Genomic DNA, 13,932 nt, shown 5'->3' with positions numbered 1-13,932 from the left:
GTTCGGGACGGGCCGCGATGGATCGCGCCGCATAGTGGGAATAGCTGGAACTCAGGAGTGTGGCGTCGGTCATCAAAGGTCTGGTTCAGTCGTTGCTTCATCCGTTGTAATCACGGCGCCCTGCATTGCCGTACGCAGGTCGCGAGGCGGCATGGGTACAGGCTTTGAAGGATATTCGTTGCGGCTGGCCCGTGTGTTACATTTCGTCGTCAGATCGCAAAACTACCATACGCCCACCTCCGCCGCAGCATGTCCGAGCGAAACGAATCCGCCGAGCAACACGATGCCGGACAAGTCAGGCCAGTGAGCGGCGGTGACCACGTGGTGCTGCGTCACACCTTGAGGGTGTTGCTGGGCATCGCCCTTGTCCTTTATTTCATCGCGGCGACGCTCTTCCTCGGTTTGCGCTACGGCTTGCTGCCGCGCGTCGACGACTTCCGGCCGCGCATCGAAACGCTTGTCTCCGAGAAAATCCACGCGCAATTGTCGATCGGCAAACTGGCGCCGCATTGGACCGGATTTCAGCCTGGCATCGATGTCACCAACCTCATTATTCGCGATCATGAAGGCAAGGCCGCGCTGACGATTCCGCATGCCACTGCCACGGTTGCGTGGCGCTCGCTGTGGGAGCTCAAGCCAATCATGTCGAGCCTGATCGTCGATCAGCCCGATGTGCTGATTGCACGCGGCGCCGACGGTACGCTCTCCGTGGCCGGCGTCATGATGCCGAGCAGGCACACCGGCAACGATACTTTCAGCAGCTGGCTGCTGCGCCAGCAGGCCATCGTGCTGCGAGGCGGCACGTTGCGGTGGCACGACGCGCGCCATGACGCGCCTGAGGTCGCGCTGCAGAACATTCGTCTGGCCATCCTCAACGACGGCCGCACCCACCATTTCGCCTTGCAGGCGCCGCCGGACGACAAGGTGCTGCACGGCCCACTCGATTTTCGCGCGCAGTTCAAACATGCCCCGCTTTCAGCGATCGGCAAGCCGATCAACTGGACCGGCCAGGCCTATCTCTCCACCGGACCGGTCGATTTGCCGACCCTCGCGCGTTACATGGACTTTCCGATTGAGACCTCTGCGGGCGTTATCGACAACGCCATCTGGATCGAGTTCGCCCAAGGGCGAATGACTTCGGCGAGCGGTCAGATATCCGGAACCGACGTCTCGATGCGGGTGCGTCCTGCCCAGCCGCGCATCGATGTGCCGGTCGCGAAGTTCGCGTGGAAGCTCGGCATCGCCGAAGAGGGCGACTACACGCTGCAATTGAAGGATATGCGCGCCGAGTTCGGACAGCCGCCGCTCGACGACGGTACGCCGCTGACCCGCACGCTCACCTTCGCCACGCTGACCAGCCATTTCCGCAGAGCCTCCGTGCAGCACGGCCAACTCATCAGCGTGAGCGGCGACCGGGTCGACCTCGGCATACTCGCCGAATTCAGCCGGGCGCTGCCGTTGTCGAAACGCCTTCTGAATGAACTCGTGCGCTTCAATCCACGCGGCCAGGTGGCAAATTATCTGATCGAAGTGGAACGGGCCAAACCGGATTCGGGCGAAGCCGCGACCGAACGCAATGACGTCGGCGCCGAACCGATCGTGCAGTATCGACTGAAGGCCGATCTACAAGGCATTAGCGTGGCTGCGCAAGAGCCCCCGCCGGGTCTTACGCCACTTGGCCACCCGCGTGCGGGGCTACCGGGTGTCGAGAACCTGTGGGGCAAGGTTGATGCCGACAATACTCATGGCTCGATGACGATCGACACCAACAACGTGGCTGTCACGTTGCCTGGTGTGTTCGACAATCCGCGCCTGCGCTTCAACCGCTTGCAGGGCCACGGCAACTGGACGGTCAAACCGACGACCGCGCCGGGCGAGTTGCACAAGGCCTTCGCCATCACAGTTCCGGAACTGAGCGTCAGCAACGAAGACACTTCCGCCCGTGTCACCGCGGACTACAGCAATCCCGGACACGGGCGTGGCTCGCTCGACCTGAAGGCGGTCTTCGAGCACGCGCAGGTCACGCGCATTTCGCGTTACCTCCCCACCAGCATCAGCGAAAAACTGCGCATCTATCTCGGTCATGGGCTGCAAGCCGGTTCTTCGCGCGGCGCGGTAATCGAAGTGCATGGCGACCTCACCAAATTCCCCTATTCGCGCGACCCCACTGCCGGGGTATTTCACATCGTGGCACCGTTCAGGGGCGCCAAATTTGACCCGTCGCCCTACCCGCCGCGCAAGATGAAGGACGGCGTGACGCCGAACGTGTGGCCGCCGCTGGAAGGTATCGACGGCACGTTCGAGCTCAAAGAGAACGTCATGCACTTCGATATTGACCGCGCCCACTACAAGCGGGTTGCGCTCAACAAGGTGAGCGGCAAGATCGACGACCTCGGCACCAAGGCTTCAAGTCTGGTGATCAACGGTAATGGTCACGGGCCGCTCGCCGATATGCTCGACTATGTGAACGACAGTGCGCTCGGCAGCCTGTCGAAGCACGTCGGCGAAAAGGTGCAAGCCGAAGGTCCGGCGTCGCTCGCCTTGAAGCTCACCATACCGCGCACGCCGAAGCCGCATATCGCCATTGAAGGCGCGCTGGGCTTCCAGAACGACCGGCTGACCATGAATAAAGCGCCGCCGTTGTCGCAACTGAACGGCAAGGTCCACTTCACCGAGTACACCGCCCAGGTCGACCGCCTGAGCGGCCAGTTCCTTGGCGGCGATATCCACGCCAACGGCGAGGTCAAGAAAGACCATACGTATGCGCTCAATCTGAATGGCCACATTGGCGTGGACGCGGCTCGCGGCTTAAATTTGCACGGTCCCGCCGCGCAGGTGCTCACGCGCATGAGCGGCAGCGCGCCTTACCAACTAAGCGTGACCGGCGCCAAGGGGCAATTGCCGGTGATCAGTGCGAACTCCGATCTGATGGACCTCGGGCTCGATTTCCCTGCCCCATTCAACAAGCCGGTCGGCACGCCAATGCCGCTGCACTTCGCCCTCGCACCGAGCGCCACCGCGGACGGCGCGGGTCTGGAGCGCGCCGACCTGAAGTTCGGTCCGGTCGCCGCTACCTATGTGTTGCGCCACACGCCGGGCCAGCCGCCGGCGGTCGTGGTCGGTGCGATCGGTGTGAACAAGCCCGCCGAGTTGCCGTCCGAGGGGGTGATTGCGGCCGTCGACGTCGACACGTTCGACGCGGATCAATGGCGCGCGTTCATCACCGAGATGCGCGGCAAGGAACCGCCACCTCCGGCCGACGCGCCACCTCCCGTGCCCAATCCGACCGTCACCCAGTTTCAGCCGGGCCGGTTCGCGGTGCACATCGGCACTCTGACGCTGCTCAAGCGCCACTGGGAAAGTGTGATCGTGGGTGCCTCGCGAGACGAGGGCAAATGGCAGGCCAATATCGCCTCGAACCAGGTGTCCGGCCACGTCTCATGGTTCCCAGGCCCCACCAAGGGCTCGCCCGGCACGCTTCAGGCGCGCCTCGCCAGACTGGTGATCCCGTCGGCTACGGAAAACGACCTGCTTGGTCAGGCCATGTCGGCGCCGGCGCAGAACATGCCGTCGATCGACCTGCTGGTCAACGAACTGATCGTGCGCGACCGCAGTATCGGCAAACTGGAAGTGGACGCACACAATTTTGAAGAAGACGGTGTGCCGGTCTGGCAACTCGACAAGTTCGATCTCACCAATCCGGCCGCGACGTTGACCGCCACCGCTAACTGGCGCACCTCGACCCAGCTTGGCGGCAACGCCGACGAAGACACGCCCAAACGCACCGTGTTCGACTTCAAGCTCGACATCAAAGACGCCGGCGCGCTGCTGGAACTGGCAGGCAAGCCGCGCACCATCAAAGGCGGCAGCGGCACGCTGTCGGGCAAGATGGTCTGGCGCGGCGGCCCGACCCGCATCGACTATCCGACCCTCAACGGCAATCTGGCGGTGGACCTGCGGCACGGGCAGATTCTCAAGGTCGATCCGGGCGTGGCTAAACTGCTGGGCGTACTGAGTCTGCAAAGCCTCGCGCGTTTTGCGACGCTCAACTTCCGCGATGTGATCGGCGAGGGCCTGCCGTTCGAACGCGTCACGGGTACAGGCCAGATTAGCGACGGTATTGGCCGCACGGATAACTTCGAGATGGTCACCGCGCCGGCCCGTGCCGAGATGAAAGGCTCCGTGGACCTCGCGCAGGAAACCCAGGACCTGCACGTGCATGTCGTGCCGACGGTCAGCGCTGGCGCCGGAGTGGTGGCCGCGACCGTGATCAATCCGCTCTTCGGGCTCGCCGCGCTAGTGGCCGATTTCGCGCTGTCCCAATCGATTTCCCACGCGTTCGCGCTGGACTACGCGATTACTGGCTCGTGGTCGAAACCGCACGTCGAGCGGGTGCACGGCGATCGCGGTAAGATGGATCTGCCGGCTTCCGCAGCTCAAGCACAGTAAATGGTGCAGTGGGGTTCAGAGATCATTCAGCGACCCGTTCGCTGAGCGATCTTCCGTGCCACACCGCGCCTACGAGCAACAGGACCGAGGCGTACAGCCGGCGCCAGTAAAGCCTTGATCGAAGTATGCAGCGCGTATGGCTCGCGCCAGCCTGCTCACAGCCGGGAGTCTTTCGAAACGCTCATGAGCGAACAACACGCCTCTTCCCTCTCCCCTAGCCCGTCGTTCCGCGTCGCCGCGCTGCAAATGGTGAGCACGCCGGATCGCGAGCGCAATCTGGCCGAAGCCGAACGTCTGATCGCCGAGGCCGCCGCCGACGGCGCACAGCTCGTCCTGCTGCCGGAATACTTCTGTTTCATGGGCTTCAAGGACACGGACAAGCTCAGTGTTCGCGAACCCTATGGGGACGGGCCCATCCAGCGTTTTCTGGCAGATGCGGCGCGGCGCCATCAGGTCTGGCTGATTGGCGGGACCTTGCCGCTCACGGCCCCGGAAGCAACTCGCGTCCTCAACACCACGCTGGTGTTCAACCCGCAGGGCGCGGAAGTGGCGCGCTACGACAAGATTCACCTGTTCAGCTTCGAAAAAGGCGACGAATCATTCGACGAGGCTCGCACCATTCGCCCCGGTGAAGAGGCCCGCAGCTTCGATGCCCCGTTTGGGCGGGTCGGCCTGTCGGTCTGCTACGATTTACGCTTTCCGGAGCTGTACCGGCGACTGGGCGATTGCGCGCTGATGGTCGTGCCCTCGGCCTTCACCTACACCACCGGGCGCGCTCACTGGGAAACCTTGCTGCGCGCCCGCGCCGTGGAGAACCAGTGCTACGTGCTCGCCGCGGCGCAAGGCGGCAAGCACGAGAACGGTCGTCGTACGTGGGGGCATAGCATGCTGATCGACCCGTGGGGCGAAATCGTCGCCGTGCGCGACGAAGGCGCCGGCGTGGTGGCCGGCAATCTGGAACGTTCGCGCATCGACGAGGTCCGGCAGAGTTTGCCGGCCTGGCGTCATCGCGTGCTGACATGAGTTGACACCGGGCCGAGACGAGCCAGACACTGACACGCACACTGATTGATATTGAAAGTCCGACGCCGCCTACCCATGTATGAGATATGCGTGCGCCAACCGAACCCTTTAGCATCGAGCAGAACATACTTCGCATGAATATCATCGAACCCGGTATCCGAAATCTCGCCACTGCCAAGGACGTGCTCCTTACGCCCTACGGCCTCGACGAAGCCCTGCTCAGCCGCACACTCGCCGAGATCTTCACGCACCGCATCGACTACGCGGACCTGTACTTCCAGGCCACCCGCAGCGAAGCCTGGAGCCTTGAAGAAGGCATCGTCAAGTCAGGCAGCTTCAGCATCGATCAAGGGGTGGGCGTGCGCGCCGTGTCCGGCGACCGCACCGCGTTCGCGTATTCCGACGACCTCTCGCCCGAAGCCATCCGTCAGGCTGCTCTCGCCACTCGCTCCATCGCCAAGGCAGGCGGCGGCAAGCAGAAGATCAAGGTCGCTTCGTCCCTGACTGGCATCGCCGGGCGCGATCTGTATCTGCCGTCAGATCCGCTGCATTCGCTGGATGCCACCGCCAAGGTCAAGCTGCTCGAGCGCGTCGAACAGATGGCGCGCGGTCGCGATCCGCGTATCCAGCAGGTGATGGCAGGCCTCGCCGGCGAATACGACGTGGTGTTGGTCGCCCGCAGCGACGGCGCGCTGGCCGCGGACATTCGCCCGCTGGTGCGCGTCTCCGTGACCGTGATCGCCGAGCACAACGGCCGCCGCGAAATCGGCAGCGGCGGCGGCGGTGGCCGCTTCGACTACAGCTATTTCACCGACGAGGTGCTGTCGAAATACGTCGACGACGCGGTGCACGCCGCCCTCGTCAATCTCGACGCCCGCCCGGCCCCGGCCGGTGCGATGACCGTCGTGCTCGGACCGGGCTGGCCTGGCGTGCTGCTGCATGAAGCGATTGGCCACGGGCTCGAAGGCGATTTCAACCGCAAAGGTTCGTCGGCGTTTGCCGGACGCATTGGCGAGCGGGTGGCGGCCAAGGGCGTCACCGTGGTCGACGACGGCACACTGCCGAACCGCCGCGGGTCGCTGAACATCGACGACGAAGGCAATCCCACTCAGTGCACCACGCTGATCGAGGACGGCATCCTGAAGGGCTATATTCAGGACACGCTGAACGCCCGCCTGATGAAGATGCCTGTCACCGGCAATGCGCGGCGCGAATCGTACGCAGCGCTGCCGATGCCGCGCATGACAAATACCTACATGCTCAATGGCGACAAGGATCCGCAGGAAATCCTCGCGTCGGTCAAGAACGGCCTTTACGCGGTGAACTTCGGCGGCGGCCAGGTTGATATCACCAACGGCAAGTTCGTGTTCTCGGCGTCCGAGGCCTACATGATCGAAAACGGCAAGGTGACGTATCCGGTCAAGGGCGCGACGCTGATCGGCAGCGGCCCGGAATCGCTCAAGTACGTCAGCATGATCGGCAATGACATGGCGCTGGATTCAGGCGTGGGCGTGTGCGGCAAAGAAGGTCAGAGTGTGCCGGTCGGCGTCGGCCAGCCTACGTTGCGCATTGAGAAGATGACAGTCGGCGGAACCGCGTAATTTTCGCCTCTTTATGCATACTTCGTGCATCGCGCGCACGAAGTATGCGGATTATCCGCATTTTCGCAACCACCGGGTTGTCAACCCACCCTGACCGGGTTATAAAGTCAGTCACCCTTTTTGACCAGCGACCTTACTTCCGCCATGTCCGCCAAGTTTTATTTTTATTTTTTCTGGCATCTCAGACCGCTGGCGGATCGAGAGGGGTGTTAGTGCATGTAAGGCACCCGAAATTCCCGAAAAACCGCCAGCGAGTCTGGCGGTTTTTTTTCGTCTCCGACTTTTTGGCATGCAGTTTTCGCCGCTTGACCTGAATACCACTGACCTGTTGAACGCATTTGAATGTTGTCCGCACCGGCATCGCTGACTGTCTTGCCCACGCGAACACGCTACGAACCGAATCCTGGAGAACAAGCATGCCCCCGCACAACACCGACGATGTCCGCATTCGCGAATTGAAAGAACTCACACCGCCCGCCCATCTGATCCGCGAATTCCCCTGCGAAGAGCCCGTCTCCGACCTGATCTACCACGCCCGGCGGTCGATGCACCGCATTCTGCACGGCATGGAAGACCGGCTGATAGTGATCGTCGGGCCGTGCTCGATTCACGATACCAAGGCCGCTCTCGAGTATGCCGGGCGTCTGGTGGAACAGCGCAAGCGCTTCGCGGGCGAGTTGGAAATCGTCATGCGCGTGTACTTCGAAAAGCCACGTACGACGGTTGGCTGGAAGGGTCTCATCAACGACCCGCATATGGACAACAGCTTCAAGATCAACGACGGTCTGCGCACAGCGCGCGAACTGTTGTTGCGTATCAACGAACTCGGGCTGCCCGCCGGCACCGAATACCTCGATATGATCAGCCCGCAATACATCGCAGACCTGATTTCCTGGGGGGCAATCGGCGCGCGCACGACCGAATCGCAGGTGCACCGCGAGCTGGCGTCGGGCTTGTCTTGCCCGGTGGGCTTCAAAAATGGGACGGACGGCAACGTGAAGATCGCCGTCGACGCCATCAAGGCCGCTTCGCAGCCGCACCATTTCCTGTCGGTGACGAAGGGCGGCCACTCCGCCATTGTCTCGACGGCGGGCAATGAGGACTGCCACATCATTCTGCGTGGCGGCAAAGCGCCAAACTATGACGCGGACAGTGTGAACGCCGCCTGCGCCGACATCGGCAAGGCTGGCCTCGCCGCACGCCTGATGATCGACGCGAGCCATGCAAACAGCTCGAAGAAGCATGAGAACCAGATTCCGGTGTGCGCGGACATCGGCCGTCAGATCGCCAGCGGTGACGAGCGGATCATCGGCGTGATGGTCGAGTCACACCTCGCGGCGGGACGCCAGGATCTGAAGGAAGGTTGCGAACTAACCTACGGCCAGAGCATCACCGACGCGTGCATTGGCTGGGACGAAAGCATTGGCGTGCTGGAAGGCCTCGCGGAATCCGTCAAGCAGCGCCGCCTCGCACGCGGTAGCGGAAACTGAGGGGAAACGACGCACGCGCAACGCGACCCGGATTAACGTGAGAGGCAAACGCGTCAAAGTCTGAGGCCTGGCTATCGGCTCACGACACATCTGAATGTGCCAAACCTGAACGGCCCAATTGGCTTACGCCAATTGGGCCGTCTGCTTTTCTGCCCGACCTTACCTTACCCATCCATTCGCTACCCGGTGGCCGGCCGGATTGACGTTTGAGGGCTCTCCGCTGGCCATCTGGTCGAATGGTCCTTCGCGTCCTGCCCCTATACCGTATCTCTTCATGGGGGGAAGGGCGAGGCTTGCTCTTCCAGAGGAAAAGGTATAAGATTTTATACATGAAGGGTGTGCATGGAGCACGATAAAGAAATTCGCTGGCTAGGCTCCAGCTTTAGCGATTTGCTGGCGTTTCCCGAATAAGCACGCAAGCAGGCAGGCTTTCAACTGGGCAAAGTCCAGGCCGGTCTAGACCCTGACGACTGGAAACCGTTTGATGCCGTGGGCGCCGGTACGCGAGAAATTCGCATCAAGGAAAGCAACGGCATTTACCGGGTCATGTATGTGGCGAAGTTCGTGGAGGCCATCTATGTGCTGCACTGCTTCCAGAAGCAGTCGCAGGTCACCAGCCGGCACGACAGGAATATTGCTGAGACGCGCTATCGCGCCGTGATCAACGAAAGAAGGATGTAGCAATGACGATCGACACCAAAATCCGTCACGTAACCAAACCCGGGGCCAATCTGTTCCTCGAGCTGGGCTTTCCCGCCGAGGAGGCAAACCGGCTGCACGCGGCGTCGCAAAAGCAGATCAACGACACGCGGTTGCTCAAGGAACAGTTGATGACTGAACTGTCGAGCTGGATCGACGAGCACCATCTGAAACAGGCCGAGGCAGCCGAGATCCTGATGGTTTCGCGCCCGCGCGTGTCTGATGTGGTCAACAAGAAGACCGCCAAATTCACCATCGACACCCTCGTCGAAATGATGAGCCGGATCGGCAAGCCCGTCACGCTGGCGGTCGGCTAACGCAGGCGGTCCAGGCTCGCGTGCCTTGCCTCGCGCATCACTTCGGAGCGCGTTCGTGCTGCCAGAGCACGTCGCTCCCACCGTCCGCGCGATTAAGTACACGGGCCAACACGAACAGCAGATCGGACAGACGGTTCACATATTGGCGTGGCGCCGCGTTGATCGTCTCCGCCCGGCCAAGCGTCACAATGGCCCGCTCGGCACGCCGGCACACCGTTCGGCACACATGCGCCAGTGCCGCCGTCCGTGAACCGCCGGGCAGAATGAACTCCTTGAGCGGAGGCAACTGCGCGTTGTAGTCGGCAAGCCATCCATCGAGCTGTCCGAGTTGTTTGTCCGTAATCATGGTGTGACCGGGGATGCAAAGTTCGCCGCCCAGATCGAACAGGTCATGCTGGATCGCGACAAGCGCCGCCCGCACATTCTCCGGCAACGTTTCGCACAGCAATACGCCGAGATTCGAGTTGAGTTCATCGACCTCGCCAATCGCCGTGATCCGGGCGGCGTCCTTGTCAACCCGGCGGCCATCGCCCAGGCCGGTGGTGCCGTCGTCGCCGGTTCGGGTGGCGATCTTGCTTAAGCGGTTACCCATGATGTGTTCCGTCCTTTCAGTTGCGGATGCGCGCATTTGGACCGGTGGACATTTCCATAAGGGATCCACGAAAGGTACCGCGGCGCGCGAGCTTGAGCCATTATAGGTTCGTCGGCTGGCCCGAGCGCCGAGCGCCAGGGGATCGGCGTAAAATGAAATCACAAGCTATAGAAGCGCTGCTGTTACCAGGAGACACGTGTGAACCACCCCGCGCCGCCCGCACCGTTGCGCCGTCCATTCCCTGCCGAACTGCTTACCGCGCTAAAGGCAGCCTTCGGCGAGCGTGTTTCGACCGCCGAAGCCGTGCGCGCTCATCATGGCCGCGACGAATCACCGTTCGATCCGCAGTTGCCTGATGCCGTGGTGTTCGCGCGCACCACGGAAGACGTGCAGACCATTGTCAAGCTGTGTGGCCTATATGAAGTGCCCATCATTCCATATGGCAACGGTTCATCGCTGGAAGGACACTTGCTGGCGGTACACGGCGGTGTCTCAATCGACCTGTCGGAAATGAATCGTGTGCTGTCGATCAACGCGGAAGACTTGACCGTCACGGTCGAACCGGGCATTTCGCGCAAGCAGTTGAATGAGGCGCTACGCGATACCGGCCTGTTCTTCCCTATCGATCCGGGTGCGGATGCAAGCATTGGCGGTATGTCGGCGACGCGTGCGTCGGGCACCAACGCCGTACGTTATGGAACGATGCGCGAAAACGTCCTCGGGCTGACCGTGGTGCTTGCGGACGGCCGCGTCATCAAGACCGGCACGCGAGCGCGCAAGTCCGCGGCCGGCTATGACCTCACACGTCTCTTTGTCGGTTCGGAAGGCACACTCGGGGTCATCACCGAAATCACGGTGCGGCTCTATCCGCAACCGGAGGCCGTCTCGGCGGCGGTGTGCGCGTTCCCGTCGATGGGCGATGCGGTGCGCGCCGTCATCGAAACCATTCAGATAGGTGTGCCGATCGCTCGCGTCGAGTTCGTCGATTCTCTCGCCATCCGCTCCATCAACCGTCATTCGAACCTTAGCTTGCGCGAAGCGCCCACGCTGTTCTTCGAGTTCCACGGCACCGAAGCGGGTGTGAAGGAACAGGCGGAACTGGTGCAGGACATCACCATACAGAATGGCGGTGAAGACTTCGAGTGGGCCACCCGTCCGGAAGACCGCAGCCGTCTCTGGAATGCGCGGCACAGCGCCTACTTCGCGATGCTGCAATTGAAGCCCGGCTGCCGCGCGGTCACCACCGATGTCTGCGTGCCGATCTCACGGCTCGCGGAATGCGTCGTGGAAACCGAGCAGGATCTGCTCGCCTCGCCGCTACCCTGTCCGATTGTCGGCCACGTGGGGGACGGCAATTTCCACGTTGCCATCCTGATCGACCCGAACAAGCCCGAAGAACTCGTCGAGGCGGAGCGGCTGAACGAGCGCATCGTGCAGCGCGCCCTGCGCATGGATGGCACCTGCACCGGAGAGCACGGCGTAGGGCTGCACAAGATGGGCTTCCTCCTCGAAGAGCATGGCGAGGTTGCCGTCGACACCATGCGCTCGATCAAGCACGCGCTCGATCCGCGCAACCTGATGAACCCAGGCAAGATTTTCTCGTGGGCGGCTTAGGCCCCGCCCGCTCACGGACACAAACTCGCGCGGCACGACCGCGCCACCGGCAGCCCGAAGTACGAGGAGAGAAAATATGAATGCACCCGCCGAACTGTCGGCCGAAGCGCTGGCGCAGCGGCAGCGTGAAGTCGTCCAGGCGTTGATGGCCGTGCTGCCCACTCACTGTCTGTTGTATCGCGAGGAAGACACGGTTGCTTACGAGTGCGATGGCCTCGCGGCGTATCGTCGGCTGCCACTAGCCGTGGCATTGCCGGAAACCGAATCGCAAGTGCAACGCATCGTGCAGATCTGCCATCGGCTCGATGTGCCAATTGTTCCGCGCGGCGCGGGCACCGGCCTGTCGGGCGGCGCCATGCCAATTCGCCATGGGGTCGTGGTGTCGCTTGCGCGCTTTCGCAAGATCGTCGAGGTAGATTCCTACGCGCGCACCGCGACGGTCCAGCCTGGTGTGCGCAACCTCGCCATCTCCGAGGCAGCGGCGCCCTACGGCCTCTATTACGCACCTGATCCGTCCTCGCAAATTGCCTGCACGATCGGCGGCAACGTGTCGGAGAACTCCGGCGGCGTGCACTGTCTGAAGTACGGCCTCACCGTCCATAACGTGCTGCGGGTACGCGCCATTACGATGGAAGGTGAAGTGGTCGAGTTCGGCTCGCTTGCGCCCGATGCGCCGGGCCTCGACCTGCTGGCCGTGCTGATCGGCAGCGAAGGCATGTTCGCCATCGTCACTGAAGTCACCGTCAAATTGATCCCGAAGCCGCAGACCGCGCAGGTCGTCATGGCGAGCTTTGACGACGTGGTCAAGGGTGGCGATGCGGTCGCCGGCATCATCGCTGCGGGCATCATTCCGGCCGGTCTCGAGATGATGGACAAGCCCGCAACGCGCGCCGTCGAGGAATTCGTCAATGCCGGCTATGACCTCGACGCGGCAGCTATTCTGTTGTGCGAATCGGATGGCACACCTGAAGAAGTTGCCGACGAAATTGTCCGGATGACGGCGGTGCTGCGCGAACACGGCGCCACGCGCATTCAGATCTCACGTTCCGAGAATGAACGTCTGAAGTTCTGGTCAGGACGCAAGAATGCGTTTCCAGCAGCCGGCCGCATCTCTCCGGACTATTACTGCATGGACGGCACCGTGCCGCGCCGCAGTATCGGACCGCTACTCGCGCGCATCGAAACAATGGAAAAGAAGTATCAACTGCGCTGCATCAACGTTTTTCATGCAGGCGACGGCAATATGCATCCGCTGATCCTGTTCAACGGCAACGATCTCGATGAGTGGCACCGGGCGGAGGCATTCGGATCCGACATCCTCGAAGCTTGTGTCGAACTCGGTGGCACCGTGACGGGTGAGCATGGCGTCGGCATCGAAAAGATCAACTCGATGTGCGTGCAATTCTCTCCCGAAGAGCGCGACGCGTTCCACGCGGTCAAGCGCGCCTTCGATCCGCCAGGCTTGCTCAATCCGGATAAGGGCATCCCGACGCGTGCACGCTGCGCCGAATACGGCAAGATGCACGTGCGCGGCGGATTGTTACCGCATCCGGAATTGCCGCGGTTTTAGGCGGCGCGCGCGCAGCCCTGCCTGCACCGCCGCGACCCAAGCGACGGGCCGACCCGCCCAAGGTGAGAGCCGAGGCGCCACCGGTGCCTTGGCAGGCGTTTCTGGGGCGCCCCGCTGCTCCACGTCCACGCTGCTCCCGTTTCCCCACGCTACTGCCCAGCTGCCTGGCCCCGCTTACCCGATGCGGGTCCGCTCCGGGTTGCCAGCTTGGCCCTGCCAGGTACAATCGAACGAAACACAACGAAGCAGGACACCATGGAAGAGGACGACACCGTCGCCGCCTGGTCCGAACGCATCCGTTCGGCCACCGCGGAAGACCGTCCGTTGCGCATTCGCGGCGGCGGCACCAAGGACTGGTACGGACAGACGCTCGAAGGCGCCATCCTCGACACGCGGGCCCATCGCGGCATCATTGCCTATGACCCCGCCGAACTCGTCATCACCGCGCGCGCCGGCACGCCCTTGCTGGAGATCGAGGCAGCGCTGGCGGAGCATTCTCAGATGCTTGCCTTCGAACCCCCGCACTACGGCCCCAGCGCGACGCTGGGCGGCTGCATTGCGGCGGGCATTGCGGGCC

The 13,932-nt window shown here is 62.4% G+C and carries 10 protein-coding genes; 9 read left to right on the top strand and 1 reads right to left on the bottom strand.

All coding sequences use genetic code 11. The annotated features are described in order from the left end of the window. Positions 1-249 precede the first annotated feature (249 nt). The 6 genes from WCA85_RS09895 to WCA85_RS09870 all read left to right on the top strand — a co-directional run bounded on the left by WCA85_RS09895 (position 250) and on the right by WCA85_RS09870 (position 9,579). Positions 250-4,449: a YhdP family protein gene (locus WCA85_RS09895; protein ID WP_424063315.1), complete on the top strand. Its 4,200-nt coding sequence runs from the start codon at positions 250-252 to the stop codon at positions 4,447-4,449. 183 nt (positions 4,450-4,632) lie between these two features. After that, complete coding sequence (locus WCA85_RS09890; RefSeq protein ID WP_424063314.1) at positions 4,633-5,472, top strand: carbon-nitrogen hydrolase family protein; 840 nt, start codon at positions 4,633-4,635, stop codon at positions 5,470-5,472. A 134-nt stretch (positions 5,473-5,606) separates the two neighbouring features. Further along, positions 5,607-7,073: a metalloprotease TldD gene (gene tldD / locus WCA85_RS09885; RefSeq protein ID WP_424063312.1), complete on the top strand. Its 1,467-nt coding sequence runs from the start codon at positions 5,607-5,609 to the stop codon at positions 7,071-7,073. Positions 7,074-7,489: 416 nt separating this feature from the next. Then, a complete protein-coding gene (gene aroG / locus WCA85_RS09880; protein ID WP_424063310.1) occupies positions 7,490-8,563 on the top strand; it encodes a 3-deoxy-7-phosphoheptulonate synthase AroG in 1,074 nt (357 codons plus the stop codon). A 435-nt stretch (positions 8,564-8,998) separates the two neighbouring features. Beyond that, positions 8,999-9,244, top strand: coding sequence for a type II toxin-antitoxin system RelE/ParE family toxin (locus WCA85_RS09875; protein WP_424063317.1), 246 nt, complete (start codon positions 8,999-9,001; stop codon positions 9,242-9,244). Positions 9,245-9,246: 2 nt separating this feature from the next. Continuing rightward, positions 9,247-9,579 (top strand): helix-turn-helix domain-containing protein, encoded by a 333-nt coding sequence (locus WCA85_RS09870; RefSeq protein WP_424063308.1) that lies wholly within the window; start codon positions 9,247-9,249, stop codon positions 9,577-9,579. 37 nt (positions 9,580-9,616) lie between these two features. Here WCA85_RS09870 and WCA85_RS09865 read toward each other — a convergent pair whose 3' ends face one another. Continuing rightward, on the bottom strand, positions 9,617-10,171 hold the full coding sequence (locus WCA85_RS09865) for a cob(I)yrinic acid a,c-diamide adenosyltransferase (RefSeq protein ID WP_424063306.1): 555 nt from the start codon (positions 10,169-10,171) through the stop codon (positions 9,617-9,619). Positions 10,172-10,369: 198 nt separating this feature from the next. Between WCA85_RS09865 and WCA85_RS09860 the strand changes: the two genes are divergently transcribed. The 3 genes from WCA85_RS09860 to WCA85_RS09850 form a co-directional block, all read left to right on the top strand. Continuing rightward, positions 10,370-11,785: an FAD-linked oxidase C-terminal domain-containing protein gene (locus tag WCA85_RS09860; RefSeq protein ID WP_424063304.1), complete on the top strand. Its 1,416-nt coding sequence runs from the start codon at positions 10,370-10,372 to the stop codon at positions 11,783-11,785. 76 nt (positions 11,786-11,861) lie between these two features. Beyond that, positions 11,862-13,355 (top strand): FAD-linked oxidase C-terminal domain-containing protein, encoded by a 1,494-nt coding sequence (locus tag WCA85_RS09855; protein WP_424063302.1) that lies wholly within the window; start codon positions 11,862-11,864, stop codon positions 13,353-13,355. A gap of 255 nt (positions 13,356-13,610) precedes the next feature. Beyond that, positions 13,611-13,932: FAD-binding protein (locus WCA85_RS09850; protein WP_424063300.1), on the top strand; the 322-nt coding region annotated here is incomplete at its 3' end.

This window comes from Paraburkholderia sp. (genome assembly GCF_049581445.1).
Lineage (GTDB): Bacteria > Pseudomonadota > Gammaproteobacteria > Burkholderiales > Burkholderiaceae > Paraburkholderia.
The sequence above is the reverse complement of the archived record's forward strand: the minus strand, read 5'-3'. Positions and strand labels throughout refer to the sequence as shown.

What these genes read in the sequence shown, in the direction of transcription:
- WCA85_RS09895 (WP_424063315.1), top strand. Translation starts at nt 250, where the DNA reads ATGTCCGAGCGAAACGAATCCGCCGAGCAACACGATGCCGGACAAGTC.
- aroG (WP_424063310.1), top strand. Translation starts at nt 7,490, where the DNA reads ATGCCCCCGCACAACACCGACGATGTCCGCATTCGCGAATTGAAAGAA.
- WCA85_RS09890 (WP_424063314.1), top strand. Translation starts at nt 4,633, where the DNA reads ATGAGCGAACAACACGCCTCTTCCCTCTCCCCTAGCCCGTCGTTCCGC.
- WCA85_RS09865 (WP_424063306.1), bottom strand. Translation starts at nt 10,171, where the DNA reads ATGGGTAACCGCTTAAGCAAGATCGCCACCCGAACCGGCGACGACGGC.
- WCA85_RS09870 (WP_424063308.1), top strand. Translation starts at nt 9,247, where the DNA reads ATGACGATCGACACCAAAATCCGTCACGTAACCAAACCCGGGGCCAAT.
- tldD (WP_424063312.1), top strand. Translation starts at nt 5,607, where the DNA reads ATGAATATCATCGAACCCGGTATCCGAAATCTCGCCACTGCCAAGGAC.
- WCA85_RS09855 (WP_424063302.1), top strand. Translation starts at nt 11,862, where the DNA reads ATGAATGCACCCGCCGAACTGTCGGCCGAAGCGCTGGCGCAGCGGCAG.